Origin of the sequence: Allobosea sp. ASV33 (assembly GCF_016428755.1) — a bacterium.
In the GTDB taxonomy this organism is placed as follows: Bacteria; Pseudomonadota; Alphaproteobacteria; order Rhizobiales; family Beijerinckiaceae; genus Allobosea.
Genome location: NZ_JAELTI010000010.1, coordinates 68,431 through 87,214 on the forward strand (window position 1 = coordinate 68,431; position 18,784 = coordinate 87,214).

The following is an 18,784-nucleotide window of genomic DNA, read 5'->3' on the forward strand; positions in this document are numbered from 1 at the left end:
TGGGTCGCTTATGCCGGCAGGTCGGCTGGTTCATCCCGACCTGAATGTTTTGTGTTGCGGGCATTTCAGTGATCAGTGGCGTTCTCGACAATCTGCGGCATCGCAAGGCGGATGAACCTGCCTCCGACGACCGCGTGCATGTGACGAACAGGCGAGTTTCCGGCGCGCATGATGCGATCGACCGGGCAAAGCCAACTCGCACGTCCCACCCTTCAGCATTGAAGGCCGTGGCCGGGCCAGCAGCTTTTCGCGCTGGCCCGCGGCGAAGAGGGACTTCGGCAGGATCTTCCGTTTCGGTCGATCCGCCAAACGCCAGGATCGGCGTGTCTGGCTAGGGATAAGGAGGGGGACGGCGCCTAACCTGCGTTTCGGGAGAGTTCCATGAAGGAAAACAGAGGCTTTGGAATTGCGATTCTGGGCAAATACTCTCTGACGAAGGAGGGTATCTCCAGGGTTCTGCAAGATAGGGGCTTCCGTATACTGTCATCGATCTCGACGATCGAACAATTGAAGTCGAAGCCCATACCTCAGAAGCTTCTGGTCCTCATCGTGCATGCCGGCGACGATTTCACCCAGGTCATCGGCGAAATCGAAGCCCTGAAGGCGCAATATCCCGATGTCCAGGTCGCCGTCGTCGCCGAACATTACGGCCTGGGCGAACCGGCCGCTGCCTTCAAGGCCGGCGCTATCGGCTATCTCGTCAATGCCGTTTCCTGCGATGCCTTCGTCAAGTCGGTCGAGTTGCTCATGCTGGGCGAGGCGATCTTCCCGCCGGCATTCCCGCTGTCCCCACCGCCCGCCAAGCTGCGCCGTCCCAAGGATGACTCCACCTTTTCGCAGGAGGATGAAAGGGTCGCGTGCGCATCTTCCGACGGCACCGCTGCTCCGCTTCTGTCCCCGCGCGAAACCGCCATCCTGCTCTGCCTGATCGACGGCAATTCCAACAAATCCATCGCGCGCAAGATCGGCATCACCGAAGCCACGGTGAAAGCTCATGTCAAAGCCATCCTGCGCAAGATCCGTGTCCAGAACCGAACCCAGGCCGCGATCTGGGGCATGAACAACGCGCTGCTGCTGCAGCCGGCCAACAGCAATACTCTGCTCGAAGCCGCGAAGCCGGAAAACGCCTAGAGCATTTTTCGAGCGAATTTCTCTGGGATATCGGGCCGAACCGCCTTCCGCGACGCTCGCGGCTCTCCCGATCCCCGGCATTTTGGGCCGCGAGCTGTCGCCGGCTCGTGCACAACGCATCTATTCCCGGCCCACATCCTCACAAGCACGGCTGCCCCGTTTGATGAAACTGTCATATGCCGGTTCTAAGGGCTGCCGCGATCGGCCCGAGGGCACATCCGGAGAATGACATGCGCGCATCTTGCTTGCTGGCCGCGGCCTTGACCACGAGCCTCATGGGCGGTTCGGCGATCGCCCAGACGATCTACCCGATCGATCGTGCCGAAATCCTCGAAGGCTCGCGCTTCGACTTCAAGGTCGAGTTCCCGAACGCGCCGACCTCGGCCGATGTCAGCGTCACCATCAACGGCAAGCCCGCCGCCGAGGTGCTCGGCCGCCCGACCAATTTCATCCAGAGCGAGGAAGGCCAGAAGCATTCGGCGCTGTGGCTGCGCGGCGCTTCGCTGCCGGCCGGCCGCTACGTGGTGGAAGCGACGCAGGGCGGCAACAAGGCGGTCGTCAACTGGGACGTCTTCGCCACGGCCCAGCCGCGCCGCGCCAAGAACGTCATCCTCTTCATCGGCGACGGCATGACGGTCGCCAACCGCACCGCCGCCCGCATCCTCTCCAAGGGCTGGAAGGAGGGCAAATATGACGGCGAGCTCGCCATGGACGACATGTCCAACATGGCGCTGATCTCGACCTCCGGCACCGACTCGATCGTCACCGACAGCGCCAATGCGGCGCATGCCTACACCACCGGCCACAAGTCCTGCGTCAATGCGCTCGGCGTCTACTGCGCCAAGAACGCGCTGACCCTCGACCATCCCAAGGTCGAGACCATCGCCGAGGTGGTCAAGCGCAAGACCGGCATGGCGGTCGGCGTCGTCACCAATTCCGAGATCGAGGACGCCACCCCGGCCTCCATGGTCGCCCATACCCGCCGCCGCTCCGACTTCAACGACATCGTCGAGATGTTCTACGCCGTGAAGCCGGACGTGATCATGGGCGGCGGCTCGCCAAACTTCCTGAGCAAGATGACGCCGGGCTCGAAGCGCACGGACGAGCAAGACTTCATCGCCAAGTTCAAGGAGGCCGGCTACACGCTCGCCACCAGCAAGACCGAGATGAACGCCGCGGTCTCCGGCGGCACCAAGAAGCTGCTCGGCCTCTACAACACCGGCAATATCGACGGCGCCTTCGACCTGCGCCTGGCCAAGAAGGGCACGATCTCGAAATTCCCGGACCAGCCCGACGTCGTGGAGCAGACCAAGGCCGCGATCGAGATGCTCAAGGGCAACCCGGAAGGCTTCCTGCTGATGGTCGAATCCGCCCGTATCGACAAGTACAGCCACTCGCTCGACTGGGAACGCTCGGTCTTCGACACGATCATGCTCGACAACGCCGTCAAGGTCGCCAAGGACTTCGCCGGCGAGCGCAACGACACGCTGATCATCGTCGTGCCGGACCACTCCCACCCGATGTCGATCATCGGCACCTATGACGACAGCCGCCCCGGCCAGCTCCTGCGCGACAAGCTCGGCGTCTACAACGAGTCGCTCCCGCCGAATTACGGCCCGCTCGACGCCGAGGGCTATCCCACCGACGTGAATACCTCGCGCCGCCTCGCCGTGGTCTACGGTTCCTATCCCGACACCTGCGACACCGGCCGCCCCGCGATGGACGGCGAGCGCGTCCCGGCCGTGAAGGGTCCGGACGGCAAGACCAACATCGCCAACGAGAAGGACTGCTCGGGTCCGCTCGCCGCGCGCAAGACCGGCAACCTGCCCTTCGACGCCAATAGCGGCGTGCATGCGGCCGACGACGTCATCCTGACGGCAATGGGCCCGGGCGCGGAGAAGTTCCGCGGCCACAAGCCGAACACCTTCGTGTTCCGCGTGATGACCGAAGCGCTGGCGCTCGGCGGCCAATGAGTCGATGATCGGGGCGACGGAGGCATCGATGCGCCGGCAGCGCCCCCTTGCAAACTTGACCCGCCGCGGAGCCGTCTTTGGCCTCGCGGCGGCGAGCCTTTTCGACCGTGCCGCCACCGCGGCGGACACGGAGACCATCGCCTTCGACGGCCTCTACAAATCCTTCGGCGTGCTCGGCTTCGAATTCTCCGACAGGGTGACGGCGCTGCGCGGCAAGGACGTGCGTATCGTCGGGTATATGGCGCCGCCGCTGAAGCCGGAGAGCCATTTCTTCGTGCTGACGCGCGAGCCGCTGGCGATCTGTCCGTTCTGCCAGTCTGATGCCGATTGGCCGGTCGATATCGTCGTCGTGTTCATGCAGAACGAAACGGCGATGGTCAGCGCCGGGCGCAAGGTCGTCGTGACCGGCCGGCTCGAAATCGGCTCCGCGACCGATGCCGAGACCGGCTTCGTCAGCCAGATCCGGGTCACGCATGCCGCCTTCGCCCTTGCCTGACCGGCGCGCCGAGACGCTGGTCCTCGACCGGCTGGCGCTCGATCGCAGGGATGGCGATGGCCGCTCCTTCAGCATCCTCGCGATCCCCGCCCTGACGCTCGAACCAGGCACCAGCCTCGGCGTCAGCGGTCCTTCCGGTAGCGGCAAGAGCTCGCTCCTGCATCTCGTCGCGGGCCTGATAACGCCGAGCGCCGGGCGTGTGTGCTGGGGCGATATCGTGATCTCCGCATTGGGCGAGAGCGAGCGGGACCGCTGGCGGCGGCGCACGATCGGCTTCGTGTTCCAGGATTTTCATCTCGTTCCTGAACTCGATGTCGCCGCGAATATCGCACTTCCCGCCAGCTTCTCGTCCTGGCGGCTGGATGCAACGGGCCGGCGCCGCGCGCTCGACCTTGCCGAGCAGATGGGGCTTGCCGATCCGCGCCGCCGGGCTGCCCTCCTGTCGCGCGGCGAGCAGCAGCGCGTCGCCATCGCGCGCGCCCTTTTCGGCGAACCCGCCCTCCTCCTCGCCGACGAGCCGACCGCGAGCCTCGATGCCGCGCGCGGCGATGCCATCGGCGCCTTGCTGGTGGAGGCCGCGGCCCGCCGCGGCGCCAGCCTGATCTGCGCCTCACATGACGCCACGCTGCTGGCGCGGATGGACCGGCGCCTGGACCTCACGCCTGTTGCCGCCGGACACGCCGCATGAACCCGTTCCCGATGCTCCTGGCGGATCTGCGGGCGCTGCGCTGGACCGCGCCGGCCATCGTGCTGCTGGTCGCGATCGCGATCGCCAGCGGCATCGCCATCGGTGCGCAGGAACGGGCGCTGCGTCAGGGATCGGCGAGAGCCGCCGATGATTTCGACCTGATCGTCGGCGCGCCGGGAAGCCAGACGCAACTGGTGATGTCCGCGGTCTATCTGCAGCCCGACGCCCTGCCCCTGCTCGACGGCCGCATCCTGCAGGCTCTGGCGCAGGACGAGCGCGTGGCCGCTTTCGCGCCCCTCGGCTTCGGCGATGTCAGCCGCGGCTATCCCGTCGTCGGCACCACGGCCGCCTTCGCCGGCCGCTGGGGCAGGATCGCGCCCAGCGAAGGACGCCTCTTCGCGGCGGAAGGCGAGGCCGTGATCGGCGCCGACGTCAATTATCGCCTGGGCGACACGATCGCGCCTTCGCATGGCACGGCCGGCAATCAGGGCCGTCACGGTGAGGACAACCCCGAAGAGCAGGCTCACCGCCATGAAGGCCACGGCTATACGGTCGTCGGCCGCTTGCCGAAGCTCGGCTCGCCCTGGGATCGCGCCATCCTCGTCCCGATCGAAAGCGTCTGGGAGGTCCATGGCCTCGGCAACGGCCATGCCTCCGAGACGGCGGCGGGCGATGCGCCCTTCTGGCAGGCCGGGGCGACGAAGGCAGGTGCTCCCCCCGAAGCTGCAGAGCGCATCGGGCCGCCCTTCGACGGCAAGCGCGTGCCCGGCGTGCCGGCCATCGTGATCAAGCCGAAGAGCGTGGCCGGCGCCTATGCATTGCGCGCCCAATACCGGCAGGGCGGGACGATGGCGTTCTTCCCGGCCGAGGTGCTGGTCTCGCTCTATGGTGCGCTCGGCGACATCCGCTCGGTGCTGGTCGTCGCCTCGGCGGCCAATACCGTGCTGATCCTGCTCAGCGTCGTCCTGCTCCTAATCGCTGTCAACAGCTTGCGGCGGCGGCGCTATGCGACCTTGCGGGCGCTGGGCGCGCCGCGCTCCTATATCCTGCTGGTGACCTGGCTCGGCGCGGCGCTTCTGATCGCGGCCGGCTGCGTGCTCGGGCTCGCCCTCGGCTTGGCCGCGACTCACGCGGTGTCCGGTCTGGTCGCCGCGCGCACGGGGCTCTCGCTCTCGCCGAGCGTGGGAATCGGCGAGCTCTCGCAGGCAGCGTTGCTGTGCCTGGTGGGCAGCGTCCTAGCCGCGCTCCCCGCCCTCGCATCCTACCGGGCTCCCGTGCTCTCCGGCCTCAGGGCCGAGTGAAGCGGCAGCGTCAGGCCGCCAGCGCTGCCTCTGCCGGCCTGTATGGCTGGTGCAGGCTTTCCGCGACCTGCGCATTGGTGATCTGGCCGCGATGGATGTTCAGCCCCGCGGCGAGATGCGGGTCCTTGCGGATCGCATCCAGGCCGCCGGCAGCGAGCGCCAGTCCGAAGGGCAGCGTGGCGTTGTTCAGCGCGTAGCTGGAGGTCAGCGGAACGGCGCCCGGCATATTGGCGACGCAGTAATGGATCACGCCGTCGACCTCGAAGGTCGGATCGGCATGGGTCGTCGGATGGGAGGTTTCGAAACAGCCGCCCTGGTCGATCGCGACATCGACGAGCACCGCGCCGCGCTTCATCCGGGAGAGTTGCGCGCGTGACACGAGCCGCGGCGCCGCCGCGCCGGGAATGAGCACGGCGCCGATCACGACGTCCGCTGCGAGGATCTCCTCCTCGATCGCATGGAGCGTGGAGAAGCGCGTCCGCGCCCTGCCCGCGAAATGCTCGTCGAGCTGCCGCAGCCGTGGCAGCGAGCGATCGAGGATCACGACATCGGCGCCGAGGCCCGCTGCCATGCGCGCCGCATGGGTGCCGACGACGCCGCCGCCGATGATGGCGATACGCGCCGGCGACACACCGGGCACGCCGCCGATCAGCACGCCGCGGCCGCCGGCATGGCGCTGCAAGCAGCGGCCGGCGGCCTCGATCGCGAGCCGTCCCGCCACCTCGCTCATCGGGGCTAGCAGAGGCAGGCCGCCCGCCTTGTCGGTCACCGTCTCATAGGCAACCGCGGTGACCCCGGATTTGAGAAGCCCCGCCGTCTGCTCCGGATCCGGCGCGAGATGGAGATAGGTGAAGAGGATCTGGCCCTCGCGAAGCTGCACCCATTCCTGGGGCTGCGGCTCCTTGACCTTCACGACCAGCTCGGCTTTGGCGAAGACCTCCGAGGCACTCGCGACGATCTTCGCGCCTGCGGCCTCATAGGCGGCGTCCGAGGCGGAAATGCCTGCTCCGGCTCCGGTCTCGACGAGGATCTCGTGGCCTGCCGCCGCATATTCGCGCACGGCCTCCGGAGTCAGCCCGACCCGGTATTCGTGAACCTTGATCTCCCTGGGCACACCGACGCGCATGATTTCCTCCCCGTTATCGTTGGATTGTTATGATCCTGCGCCCGTGCCGGCGCGCCGTCAGGCCTTCGCGTGGATCGCCCTCCAGATCGCCAGCGGCGTCGCCGGCATGTCGATATGGCGCACGCCATGCGGCGAGAGGGCATCGACGATCGCGTTCATCACCGAAGGCAGCGAGCCGGCGCAGCCGGCCTCGCCGCAGCCCTTGGCGCCGACCGGATTGGTCCGGGTCGGCACGCCCTCGCTGATGAAGGTGAAGAAGGGCACGTCGGCGGCGCGCGGCATCGCGTAGTCCATATAGGAGCCGGTCCTGAGCTGTCCGTCCTCGTCATAGGAGGTCATCTCGCAGATCGCCTGGCCGATGCCCTGGACGACGCCGCCATGGAGCTGGCCCTCGACGATCATCGGGTTCACCAGCACCCCAAAATCATTGACCATGACATAGCCGACGATCTCGACATGGCCGGTATCGGGATCGATCTCGACCTCGGCGATATGGCAGCCATTGGGATAGGCCGAGGGCGCCTCCTTGAAGACGTGATCGACATCGAGCGTGTTGGGCAGATCATCCGGTAGGGACAGGCCCGCCTGCAGCGTCCGGGCGAGTTCCATGATGCCGATCGAGCGGTCGGTTCCGGCGATGCCGAAGCGGCCGTCGGTGAATTCGATATCGGCGACGGCCGCTTCGAGGACATGCGCGCTGAGGAGTTTGCCCTTCTCGATGACGCGTTCGCTCGCCTCGATGATGGCCGAGCCGCTTGCCATGATCGATTTCGAGCCACCGGTGCCGCCGCCCGCGATCAAGCGGTCGCTGTCACCCTGCACCAGCTTGATCTTGTCGAAGGGCACGCCGAGCTGGCTGGTCAGCACCTGGGCGAAGGGCGTCCAGTGGCCCTGCCCGTAGTCGAGCGTGCCGGTGACGATGGTGACCGTCCCGTCCGGCTCGAAATGGATGCCGCCCATCTCGTTACTCGGCGGTGCGGTGACCTCGAGATAGCAGCCGATGCCGCGGCCACGCAGCTTGCCGGCCTTGCGGCTGGCACGTTCGCGCGCCCGGTAGCCCTTCCAGTCGGCCGCTTCCAACGCCCTTGCGAAGAGCGCCGGGAAGTCGCCGCTGTCATAGACGGTGCCGATCGGCGTCTTCCACGGCAATTGCCTGGGCGCGATCAGGTTGCGGCTTCTGATGACGGCGCGGTCGATTCCCATCTCGCGGGCGGCGGTGTCGATCAGTCGCTCCATGAAATAATTGCCTTCGGGGCGCCCTGCCCCGCGATAGGCCGCGATCGGCACGGTGTTGGTGACGGCGCAGCGCGTCTGCACCTCGACCAGCGGCGTGCGGTACATGCCAACGCTGTTCTTGCCGATGTTCAGCGTGGCCATCAGCGGGCCGGGCGGCGAGAGATATCCGCCCATGTTGCCGAAGCCGGTGAAGCGCGTCGCGAGGAAGCGACCGCGTGAATCGAGGGCGAGCTCGGCCTCGAACACCATGTCGCGGCCGTGATGATCGGAGACGAAGCTCTCGGAGCGCTGGTCGGCCCATTTCACCGGCTTGTTCAGCAGCCGCGCCGCATGGAGCAGCACGACATATTCCGGGAACACCGCCGACTTCATGCCGAAGGAGCCGCCGACATGGCCGGTGATGAGGTGCATCTTGTCCTGCGGCACGCCCATCGCCGCGGCGAGGTTGTTGCGCATGCCGAAGGCGCCCTGGCTGGGAGCATGGAGCGTGTAGCGCTTCGTCTTGCGGTCATAGGTGCCGATCGCGGCGCGCGGCTCGATCGGGTTCACGATGATGCGGTTGTTGACGATCCGCACCTTGGTGACATGCGCGGCTTCGGCAAAAGCCGCCGCGACCTTGTCGGCTTCGCCGAAATGATAGTCGAGGATCAAATTGCCGGGGACGTCGTCGAAAAGCTGGGGCGCATCGGGCGCGAGCGCCGCCTCGGCAGAGGTGACGGCGGGCAGGACGTCGATATCGAGCGACACCGCCTCGGCGGCGTCGCGCGCCTGCTGCACTGTCCGGGCAACGACCATCGCGACGGGATCGCCGACGAAACGCACCTTGTCGGCCGTCAGCGCATGCCGGACCGGCTTCTTCATCGCGCTTCCGTCACGGTTCGGCAGGTCCATCACGCATTTCAGCGCGCCATAGCCCTGCCCATCGAGGTCACCAGCCGTGTAGATCGCGACGACGCCCTTCATCGCTTTGGCATCGGTCGTATCGATGCCGCGGATGATGCCATGCGCATAGGGGCTGCGGACGAAGGCTGCGTAAAGCTGGCCGTCCAGCGCGAGATCGTCGGTATAGCGCCCCTCGCCGCGCACGAGGATCGCGTCCTCCTTGCGCGGGAGCGACTGGCCGATTCCGGCGGCGCGTCCTGCCGGGCGATCGGCCTGGGAAACATGCATGTTCATCGCGAGGCACCATAGTCGCATGAAGACCGAAGCGGTGACCCTGAGCGGATCAGCAAGGAACGCTTCGGCCCTGCTCCGGTGCCGCCATCGTTCGGAAGGCGGTCCCGGCTGCAACGATCATAGGCGTGCTCGCGCGGATTGGCGCCTGTGCCCGCGACATAGCTCCCTTGACCGGGAGGTAGCTCGACGGCGCGCGCCTTTCACGAATCTCCCCTCGCCCGGCCGCGGTCCGGACGGGCCGCCGCGATCCGAGCCATCCTCGGAACAGCGTCAGTCTTCGCCGGCGGTCGCGAGTGTCCGATGCGTCTGTTCTTTACGCATATCTCATAAATTGATCGTATAGGTTGCACAACGCAGCGGGACCGCCTCGCCCCGAGATGGCCCCGCCCTGCTTCGCCGGGGCCAAGGCGCCGGCCATGAGGAGGTCGTTGCAAATGCCGGATCGGCCCGTTCCCGTACCGAAGCTGCTGCTGAGTTTTGCCTTTAAGGCCATGGCCCGATGACGCTGGTCGAGCCGGACAGGCGCGCGGACATCCGCCCCCCGCAGCGCGGCACGGTCAGGCCGATCAGGGCTTCGGATGTGCCAGCCGTCGCGCGGCTGTTCCTGAAAGTCTTCAGGCAAGCCGACAAGCCGGCCGGCGCCGACCTCCAACATTACCTACGGACGCTGCTGCTGGCCTCGCCGTCCTATAGCGAGACCGTGGGGACGCAGGTCTATGAGCAGCAGGACGGGCAGATCCGAAGCGCGCTGCTCGCCGTGCCGATGCGCTTCGTCGCCTGCGGGAACATCGTGCCCGGGCGGCTTCTCGGCGTCTTCATGACCGATGCCGACAGGGAAGCCGTGGGGGCGGCGCAGCTCATCCTCGCGCTGCGGCCGCGGCGCGCCGATTTCGCCTTCTGCGACAGTGCTTCGCCGACGAGCTGCAGCCATCTCCTCGCGATCGGCGGCAAGCCGATCACCCTGCAGAACCTGGAATGGGTTCGCAGCTTCCGGCCTGTCGGAGCGTTGGCAGGGCGTTTCGACACGCGCTTCCTGCGCGGCAAGCTTCCAGGCCTGCCCGTTCTCGCGCGCCCGCTCGACAGCCTGCTGCGGCGCTTGCTCCCGCGGCAGGAGAGCCCCGACCGAGGCGCCGCGCGCGTCGCGGACATGCCGGTCCCGACCTTCCTGGTCCATGCACCGCGGCTCATCGCCCATTACGCGGTGCGCCCGCTCTGGACCGAGGAGGAGCTGTTCTGGCTGGTGTCGCTGGCCGCCCAGAACACAAGGCTCGGCGCCTTCACGATCCGCTCCGTGCTCGACCGCGGCAACGCGATCATCGGCTGCTTCGTCTATTACGCGGCGCCGGGGCGGACCGCGCATGTCCTCAACGTACTGTCGCTGCCCGGCCGCGAATCCGCGGTGCTCGAGGCGATGTTCCGCCATCTCGACGAGACCGGCCATATCGACGCGCGGGGGCGCGCGCAGGCGGCCCTGATGACCGGGCTCTCGCTGCAGCGCTGGCTCGTCTTCCGGCACCGCGCCTTCACCGTCGCGCTGACGCGGATTCCGGAGATCAACGAAGCGCTGGCGCGCGGCGACGTTTATCTCGGCGGCCTTGCCGGCGAGGACTGGAGCCGGCTCCTCACCGATTTCGATTGAGGCGGCTGCGATGACGGTTTCGGTTATCCTCAAGACACTCAACGAGGAGGAGCGGATCGGCGCCGCCATCGAAAGCGTTCTGGCCGCGCTCGATGGCATCGGCGGCGAGGTCATCGTGGCCGATGGCGGCTCACGCGACCGCACGCTGGCCATCGCCGCCGGCTACCCCATCCGCGTCGTCCAGCTCGACGCCGCCACCGCTCCGAGCTGCGGTATCGGCCCGCAGCTCGGCTTTCAGTACAGCCGCGCGCCCTTCATCTGCCTGATGGATGGCGACATGCTGCTCGATCCCGGCTTCCTGCCGGAAGCGCTTGCCTTCCTCACCGCCCATCCCCGCATCGCCGGCGTGACCGGTCATGTCGAGGAGATGAACGACACGAGCCTCGAATATGTCCGGCGCGGGCGCCGCATCTCCCCGGAGAACCGGACGGGAGCGATCGACCGCATGAATGGCGGCGGGCTCTATCGGCGCGCGGCGATCGAACAGGCCGGGTATCTCTCGGACCGCAACCTGCATGGCTACGAGGAATTCGAGCTCGGCGTGCGCTTGCGGATGCATGGCTGGGGCCTGCATCGGCTCGACCGCCGCTTCGTCCGCCATTTCGGGCATCAGCTCAACGCCTATGCCCTGCTGCTGCGGCGCTGGAAATCGGGCTATCTGCGCGGGATCGGGGAATTGCTGCGCGCCGCACTCGGCCAACCGCAATGGCGGCAGCTGGTTGCGGACCTGCCGGAGCTGAAGCTCTGGGCCGGCGTCTATCTCTGGCTGGCGCTGATAATCGCGCTGCCCTTCGCGATGCCGAATGCCATCATCGGCCTGGCCGTCGACGCGGCGCTGACAGCCGGCATCATCGGCCTGATGAGCATGCGGCAGCGCAGCCTGTCGCTCGGGCTCTATGCGGTCGTGGCCTGGCTGTTCCACGCCGCCGCCCTGCCGCTCGGTTTCCTGCAGGCGCGCAAGGCTCCCGACGCCTGGATCGAGAGCCGCATCGTGAGGGATGCCTCATAGGCCCGCCCCGGCTCGCAAGCGGCTGCGCCTTACGAGTCGTAGCAGCACCAGCCAGGCGATTCCCGCGATCGCCCCTTCGACCAGATAGAGCGCGACGAAGGTGCCGACCGGCGCGGCGAGCCATGTCGCCCCCGCGATGAGCGCGCTGCCCAGCAGGTTGGCGCCGTTCAGGATCCAGGCCCGTGCATCCTGACGCCCCGACGCCCCGAGCAGATCGACCGCCACGGCCCAGGCGCCGACGAGGATGATGGTGCCGGACAGGCAGCGCACGAAGAAGGAGAGGTCCTGATAGTGCCGCCCGAACAGCACCGGGAGCTCGGGCGCCAGGAGGAACAGGGTAAGGCATGTCGCGAGGCCCAGCCCAAGCGCCGCGACCAGCGCGCGTTTCGTCAGCGGCAAGGCATTGTGCAAGCCGTCGCGACTAGCCCGCGCCAGGCGCGGATAGAGCAAGCGGTTGAGAGCATCGATCGCGAGATAGCTTGAATCCACGATCCGCCGGGCGACGCCGTAGCTGCCGACCGTCGCGAGCGGTGCGAACAGCCCGATCACCAGGAGGTCGACATTCGCGCGGATGGCCCGCATCGCGAATTGCGAAGCGAACAGGAGGCCGGGCACCAGTTCCTCGCGCAGGATCGCGAAACGAGGCCGGCCGAACCGCCGCAGCGAAACGGCACCGGCCAAGGCGTAAAGGAGATATCCAGCGAATTGCCAGATCGCCCATTCCGCCAGCGTCGATACCCCGAACACCTGGCAGGCCAGCCCTGCCACGGCCATGCGCATCAGGGCGAAGCCGGCGACCGTGCGATTGGCCTGATCGAACCGGCCGAGACCGAGGAACGCAGTCTCGACGAGCAGGATCACCCGGACGACCACGACATTGCCGAAGAGCAGCAGCACCAAGGTGCCGGCGCCCACCGAAGGGCCGGTGCCGATCCGGAGCCAAGCCGATAGCGCGATGGCGCCGCCGGATACGAGCACCACACCAGAGAGGGCGATCAGGCAGAGATTATGGCCGAGCAGCGCGGCGTAGCTTCCCGGCTTGCGCGCGACCCGGCGCAGCAGGCCATCGGAGGCGCCCAGGCCGCAGAGCTGGACCGCAATGGCGGTGACCGCGGATATCTGCACGAACAGGCCGAACTCCAGCGGCCCGAGCGCGCGAGCCAGGATCGCGAAGGTCACGAGCTGGGAGAGCGCGGCCGAAGCCAGCGCGCCGCTCGACAAGAGATAACCGACGAGGGCGGGGCGAAGGCGCTGCAACCGCTCGTTCGCGACAAGTCCGGACATCGTCAGCATCGCCCCAAGTTAAGGTTAACGTTTAATTGAAAACACTACCATAGGTTGTATTTTCTTATCGAATAAGGATTACTTCAATCTGAAGATGTAGAACTGCAGAGAACGCAAGTTCTGGAGGACCTATGCTCAAGATGGTCGCCGCCAACCTCGCCAGCCCGCCCGGCGCAGCGCCGCGCCCGGCAAGCCGCAAGGCCAGCTCCCCCTCTCACTGACGCAGACCGACATGTACGCCACGACCGAAACCAGCCCGATGCCGGGCGGGAACGATGTCCCTTATCGACGCGCCGTCGAAAGGACCCTCCCGCCGGCTGCTGCGATCAGCCCGACACGGGTCCTGGGCTGGATTCTCGGCGGCTGGCCCTGGCTGGCGGTCGCAGGGCTTTCCGGCGCCGTCGCCGCCGCCGCTGCCGGCCAGCTCGTGACGCCCCGCTTCACCGCGACGACGGAACTGACGATCGCGCCGTCCAACCTGCTGATCGCCCCGAACGACCTCTACGCGGCCAATATCCAGAGCGACAGCCAGATCCTGGATGTCGAGAGCAAGATGCGGATGATCGCTTCGGGTAATGTCCTGCGGCGGGTCGTCGACGCGCTCGACCTCGGGAACGATCGCGAATTCGCGCCCAGCCCTTGGCTGCCGGACGTCCTGCGCAGCGCCGACCGGCCGATGGACGCGGCCGATCTCGCGCGCACCGTCGCAAGACGCGTCACGGTCACCCGGCAGGAACGCTCCTATGTCGTGTCCGTGTCGGTCTGGGCGAGCGATGCCACACTGTCGGCCCGGCTCGCCAACGCCATCGCCGAGACCTTCCGCGCCGAGATCGTGCGGGCCGATGCCGAGCGTGTCGGGCGTGCGGCGCAAGGGCTGGCCTCCCGGCTCGGCGAGATCAAGGCAGCCGCGACCGAAGCGGAAGACCGGGTCGAGGATTTCCGCCGGACGCATGGCCTGCAGCAGGGCCTGTCGAAGCAGCCGCTCAGCTCGGAAGCGCTGGAGCGGATGAGCGCCAAGCTGACCGACGCCAAGGCACGCATGGCCGAGGCAGCGGCGCGCTACAGTGAGGTGTCGCGCTCGGTCTCGACGCAGGGCGTGCAGGGTGGCGCCGTCCAGTCGCAGACGCTCGCCGGCTTGCTGGCCGACGAAGCCGGCCTGCGCCGGCAGGTCGCGGTGCTCTCCAAGACGCTCGGGCCGCGCCATCCGTCGCTGACGAACGTGCTTGCGGAAGCCGACGCTCTGGCGAAAGCTATCAAAGCCGAGACCGAGCGCTTGCGGCGCGCCGCCCGCATCGAGCTCGACCAGGCGCAGCGCGCGCTCGACACGCTGAACGCCGAGACGAAGGCCCTGCGCGGCAATGTCTCGATCGACGACCAGGCGCTGGTCAGGCTGCGCGAGCTCGAGCGCGAGGCCGCCGCGCGGACCGCGCTCTACCAGACCTTCCTGACGCGGGCCGGCGAGACCGCGCAGCGCCAGCAGATCGACGCCACGGATGTGCGCGTGATCACGCCGGCCGCCGCGCCTCTGCGGCCGAGCTGGCCGCCCCGCCCGATTGTCGCAGCCGGCGCCGGCCTTGTGCTCGGCCTGCTGCTCGCCGCGGGCGCGCTCGCCGGGCGCGGCTATCTCCGTGCCATCCGCGGGAGTGCAACGCCATGATGGACCCAACGCAACCGCGCCCGGCCGCCGGCATCGCCGCGCCCCTGCTCTTCACCGCGACGATGCTGTTCTACCTGGTCACGCTGACGCCGTTCATCGATCTCTCGGCCGTCGCCACCAGCGATGCCGCGACGACCAAGTCGAACGCCATCAACCAGATCGTCTATCTCGGGCTGACGGCGGCGCTGTGGTTCACCGTCTTCCGGTCGAGCGCGCGCCATCTGGCCGCCCGGCCGCGCGGCATCCTGATCATGATGCTGATCTGGTTCGGCATCGTCTCGGCCCTCTCCGCACAGCCCGATCTCGCGCTCAAGCGTGTCTTCCTGGCGATGCTGACGATCGTGAACGGCAGCGCCCTGCTGCTGCTGCCGCGCTCCGAGCGCCAGTTCGCCGGCATGCTCGCGCTGTGCTGCTGCGTGGCTCTGGCGCTCGCCTATCTCGGCGTCGCCTTGTTGCCGCATGTCGCGGTCCATCAGGCCAGCGAGGTGCGCGAGCCGATGAATGCCGGGCTCTGGCGCGGCCATTTCGCCCATAAGAACGCAGCCGCCGCGGCGATGGTGGTGATCAGCTTCGTCGGCCTCTACCTGTTCGGCACCGGCCGGCGCCTCGTCGGCGGGCTGATGGTCCTGCTGGCGGCCGTGTTCCTCGCCCAAACCGGCGGGAAATCCGCGATCGCGGCCCTGCCCGGCATCCTTGCCATCGCCTGGGCCTTCGAGCGCTGGCGCGCCATCCGCACACCGATGGTCGTGCTGGGGATCGCCACCTTCAACATCCTGACGATCGGCTGCGCGATGTCGCCCGCGATGCGTGACCTCGTCGCCGGGCTCGGCGTCGACCCGACCTTCACCAACCGCATCGACATCTGGAAGATAGGCGCCACCGCCGCCCTCGACAGGCCCTTGTCCGGCCATGGCTTCCAACTGTTCTGGCAGACCGACGCGATGGTCCACAAGGGCGGCGCGGCGGCGGGCTGGGCCTACGCTGCCTTCAACGGCCACAACGCCTATCTCGACATGGCGATCACCACCGGCCTTCCCGGCCTCGTCCTGACGCTCGTCCTCGTCGTCTGGCTGCCGCTGCGGGCCATCAACCGGGCGGAGGCGACCGCCAACGACCCGGCGCTGACCCGCCTGTTCGTGCGGATCTGGCTCTACGGCATCCTCGCGGCCTGCGTCGAAAGCCTGTTCTTCCAGTCCGGCAGCCTGATCTGGTTCATGCTGGTCGTCGCGATCTTCGGCCTGCATCTCCAGGCGAGCGCGCATGAAATCCGCGAGTCGGCGAACCATCCTGGCGAGATGGAGGCGGCCCATGCTTGAGGCATCGGGAATGCCGGCCCGGCCGGCACGCCTCGCCCGCCTGTCGGCGCAGCTCGACCAGTTCGCCGGCCGCATGGAGAACCGGCTGATCCGCGCCATCCCGCGCGAGACCATGGAGGTCCCCAGGCAGGAGCCGATCGTCTCCTTCACCTTCGACGACGTTCCGGATTCCGCCCTCGATGTCGGCGCTGCCATCCTCGAAGCCAACGGCGCCCGCGGCACCTTCTATATTTCGGGCGGGCTGGAGGGGCAGGTCGAGCCCGGCCGCACCCTGATCGACCGGAAAGGCTGCCGGGAGCTTGCGGCACGCGGCCACGAGATCGGCTGCCACAGCTTCGGGCATCACGACATCAGGCAGGTTGACGAACCCGCCCTGACCGACGACCTCGCCCGCAACGCCGCCTATCTCGACGCGATCGATCCGCGGCCCGCACCGCGCAATTTCGCCTATCCCTACAATGCCGGCTCCTTCAGCAAGCGAGCGCTTCTCGCCTGCAGCTTCCGCAGTTGCCGGGCCGCCGGCGAAGGGATCAACCGCGGCCCGACCGACCCCACCTTCCTGCGGGCGGTCGAGATCCGGCAGCCACAGCAGCACGTGCTCGGGCTCGGCCGCTGGATCGATGCGCTCGTCGCCGATCCCGGCTGGCTGATCTTCTTCACCCATGACGTCTCGCCGCGGCCGACGCCACATGGCTGCACGGCGCCCAGTTTCCATCTGCTCGTCGGCTACGCGATCGCCCGCGGCTGCCGGATCCTGACCGTGGATGCGGCACTCGACCATATGGGCCTGCGGCGGATCGGGCCGGGACAGACGAACCCGGGGGAGCAGCGGCGATGACGCAGACCCGGCGGCTCCTCGCCATCAACAACTACTTCTACCGCCGCGGCGGCGCCGAGAGCGTCTTTCTCGACCATATCGACCTGTTCATCGCGGCCGGCTGGGACGTCGTGCCTTTCGCGATGCAGCACCCCGCCAACCTGCCGAGCCCGTGGGCCGGGCATTTCGTGTCCGAGATCGAGTACGGCCGGGCGAGCGGGCCTCTCACCAAGGCGCGGCAGGCCGCCAAGATCGTGTTTTCGCTGGAGGCGCGCCGGAACATCCGCGCGCTGATCGGGCGGGCGCGGCCGAGCGTGGCGCATGCCCACAACGTCTACCACCACATCTCCCCCTCGATCTTCGGCACGCTCAAGGCGGAAGGCGTGCCGCTGGTGATGACGGCGCATGATCTGAAGGTCGCCTGCCCGGCTTACAAGATGCTGAGCCGCGGCATTGTCTGCGAGCGCTGCCGGGGTGGACGCATCCACAACGTCCTGCTGCATCGCTGCGTCAAGGATTCGGCGATCGTGAGCGGGCTGGTGCTGATGGAGACGCTGGTCCATCGCAGCCTCGGACTCTATCGCGATACGCTCGACCGCCTGATCGCGCCGAGCCGGTTCTATCGCGACAAGCTCGTCGCCTGGGGCTGGGATGCCGATCGCATCGCCCATATCCCGAACTGCATCGATGCGAGCGCCTATGCGCCTGCGGCCGACGAAGGCGGCTATTTCGTATATGCCGGGCGGCTCGCGCCGGAGAAGGGGCTGGCCACGCTCCTGCGGGCCGCCGCGCTGGCGCGCCAGAAACTGGTCCTCGCCGGCAGCGGCCCGGAAGAGGAGCGCCTGCGTCGGCTCGCGGAGCATTTCGGCACCGACGTCGTCTTCGCCGGCCATCTCGACAAGCCGGCCCTGCAGCGCCTGATCGGCGAAGCACTGGCGCTGGTCCTGCCCTCGGAATGGTACGAGAACGCGCCGATCAGCCTGCTCGAGGCCTATGCGCTCGGCCGGCCGGTCATCGGCGCCCGGATCGGCGGCATTCCCGAGCTGATCGCGGAGGGCGAAACCGGCCTGCTCGTCGAATCCGGCAATGCCGCGGCGCTGGCCGAGGCGATGGCCGCCCTCGCGGCGCTCTCCCCCACCGCACGCATCCGGATGGGCGCCCACGGCCGCGACTGGGTCGGCCGCGAATTCTCGCCCGGTCGATACCGCGAACGCACCCTCACCCTGTACGAGGCGATCTGCTGATGTACACCCTGATCCCGCCGATCCCCGCCCATTCGCCGGCGCGAAAGATCGTCTTCGTCGGCCTGCGCGGCGTGCCCGAGATCCAGGGCGGCGTCGAGACCCATGTCGCCGCGATCGCGACGCGCCTGGCGGAACGCGGCTGGCGGGTCGAGGTGCTCGGCCGCGCGCCCTACCTGCCCTCGCAAAGGCCCTATGTCTGGAAAGGCGTCACCGTCAGGCCGGTCTGGACGCCGCGCTCGCGCAGTTTCGAAGCCCTGCTGCATACGACGCTGGGCCTCTTCGTCGCGGCCCGCGGCAATCCGGACCTCGTCCATATCCATGCGATCGGGCCGGCGCTGCTGACCCCGCTGGCGCGGCTTCTCGGCCTGCATGTCGTAGTGACCCATCACGGCTTCGACTACGAACGCCAGAAATGGGGGCCCGTCGCCAGATTGATCCTGCGGACGGGGGAGGCGATGGGAATGCTGTTCTCCCACGCGAATATCGGCGTATCCAAGGCGATCGTCGACGCCGTTCGGCGCAAGTTCGGCGTGGGCGCGACTTTCATCCCGAACGGCGTCGAGAGCCCTGTACAAGCCGATCCCGACACGTCCTATCTCGACCGCATCCAGGTCCGGCCGCAGCGCTATGTCCTGTCCGTCGGCAGGATCGTCGAGGAGAAGCGGCATCTCGACCTGATCGAGGCCTTCGC

At 67.7% G+C, this 18,784-nt stretch carries 15 protein-coding genes; 12 read left to right on the plus strand and 3 right to left on the minus strand.

Annotation, left to right across the window (positions count from 1 at the left end):
• The first annotated feature begins 381 nt into the window (after positions 1-381).
• The 5 genes from JHD80_RS05305 (at position 382) to JHD80_RS05325 (ending at position 5,589) form a co-directional block, all read left to right on the plus strand.
• The gene (locus tag JHD80_RS05305) at positions 382-1,131 is read left to right on the plus strand and encodes a response regulator transcription factor (protein ID WP_199085335.1); all 750 of its coding nucleotides are present in this window, start codon (positions 382-384) and stop codon (positions 1,129-1,131) included.
• 230 nt (positions 1,132-1,361) lie between these two features.
• Positions 1,362-3,104 carry an alkaline phosphatase gene (locus JHD80_RS05310; RefSeq protein ID WP_199085336.1) on the plus strand — a complete coding sequence of 581 codons (1,743 nt, stop codon included), beginning with the start codon at positions 1,362-1,364 and terminating at the stop codon, positions 3,102-3,104.
• Positions 3,105-3,132: 28 nt separating this feature from the next.
• Positions 3,133-3,600, plus strand: a complete 468-nt coding sequence (locus JHD80_RS05315; RefSeq protein ID WP_199085337.1) for a hypothetical protein — start codon at positions 3,133-3,135, stop codon at positions 3,598-3,600.
• Complete coding sequence (locus JHD80_RS05320; protein ID WP_199085338.1) at positions 3,578-4,288, plus strand: ABC transporter ATP-binding protein; 711 nt, start codon at positions 3,578-3,580, stop codon at positions 4,286-4,288. Before JHD80_RS05315 ends, JHD80_RS05320 begins: the two co-directional genes overlap by 23 nt.
• Positions 4,285-5,589 (plus strand): FtsX-like permease family protein, encoded by a 1,305-nt coding sequence (locus tag JHD80_RS05325; RefSeq protein ID WP_199085339.1) that lies wholly within the window; start codon positions 4,285-4,287, stop codon positions 5,587-5,589. Before JHD80_RS05320 ends, JHD80_RS05325 begins: the two co-directional genes overlap by 4 nt.
• A 10-nt stretch (positions 5,590-5,599) precedes the next feature.
• Here the strand turns inward: JHD80_RS05325 and ald are convergent, their stop codons facing one another.
• Together ald and JHD80_RS05335 are read right to left on the minus strand one after the other, a co-directional pair.
• On the minus strand, positions 5,600-6,715 hold the full coding sequence (ald, locus tag JHD80_RS05330) for an alanine dehydrogenase (RefSeq protein ID WP_199085340.1): 1,116 nt from the start codon (positions 6,713-6,715) through the stop codon (positions 5,600-5,602).
• A gap of 57 nt (positions 6,716-6,772) precedes the next feature.
• Positions 6,773-9,127, minus strand: coding sequence for a xanthine dehydrogenase family protein molybdopterin-binding subunit (locus JHD80_RS05335; RefSeq protein WP_465246498.1), 2,355 nt, complete (start codon positions 9,125-9,127; stop codon positions 6,773-6,775).
• Between the two features lie 499 nt (positions 9,128-9,626).
• Here JHD80_RS05335 and JHD80_RS05340 point away from each other — a divergent pair, with 499 nt between their 5' ends.
• Positions 9,627-10,766, plus strand: coding sequence for a GNAT family N-acetyltransferase (locus tag JHD80_RS05340; protein WP_199085341.1), 1,140 nt, complete (start codon positions 9,627-9,629; stop codon positions 10,764-10,766).
• Between the two features lie 10 nt (positions 10,767-10,776).
• The gene (locus JHD80_RS05345) at positions 10,777-11,775 is read left to right on the plus strand and encodes a glycosyltransferase family 2 protein (RefSeq protein WP_199085342.1); all 999 of its coding nucleotides are present in this window, start codon (positions 10,777-10,779) and stop codon (positions 11,773-11,775) included.
• Here JHD80_RS05345 and JHD80_RS05350 read toward each other — a convergent pair.
• Positions 11,770-13,059, minus strand: a complete 1,290-nt coding sequence (locus tag JHD80_RS05350; protein ID WP_199085343.1) for a lipopolysaccharide biosynthesis protein — start codon at positions 13,057-13,059, stop codon at positions 11,770-11,772. The two genes, JHD80_RS05345 and JHD80_RS05350, sit on opposite strands and share 6 nt — an antisense overlap.
• Positions 13,060-13,291: 232 nt before the next feature.
• Here JHD80_RS05350 and JHD80_RS05355 point away from each other — a divergent pair, with 232 nt between their 5' ends.
• From JHD80_RS05355 to JHD80_RS05375, 5 genes are all read left to right on the plus strand, one after another.
• Positions 13,292-14,716: a GumC family protein gene (locus JHD80_RS05355; RefSeq protein ID WP_199085344.1), complete on the plus strand. Its 1,425-nt coding sequence runs from the start codon at positions 13,292-13,294 to the stop codon at positions 14,714-14,716.
• Positions 14,713-16,032, plus strand: coding sequence for an O-antigen ligase family protein (locus JHD80_RS05360; protein WP_199085345.1), 1,320 nt, complete (start codon positions 14,713-14,715; stop codon positions 16,030-16,032). The genes JHD80_RS05355 and JHD80_RS05360 overlap by 4 nt, the downstream gene beginning before the upstream one ends.
• Positions 16,025-16,870: a polysaccharide deacetylase family protein gene (locus tag JHD80_RS05365; protein ID WP_248311402.1), complete on the plus strand. Its 846-nt coding sequence runs from the start codon at positions 16,025-16,027 to the stop codon at positions 16,868-16,870. The genes JHD80_RS05360 and JHD80_RS05365 overlap by 8 nt, the downstream gene beginning before the upstream one ends.
• Positions 16,867-18,093 (plus strand): glycosyltransferase family 4 protein, encoded by a 1,227-nt coding sequence (locus JHD80_RS05370; protein ID WP_199085346.1) that lies wholly within the window; start codon positions 16,867-16,869, stop codon positions 18,091-18,093. The genes JHD80_RS05365 and JHD80_RS05370 overlap by 4 nt, the downstream gene beginning before the upstream one ends.
• On the plus strand, positions 18,093-18,784 hold a 692-nt coding region (locus JHD80_RS05375; protein ID WP_199085347.1), incomplete at its 3' end, for a glycosyltransferase family 4 protein. The genes JHD80_RS05370 and JHD80_RS05375, both read left to right, overlap by 1 nt.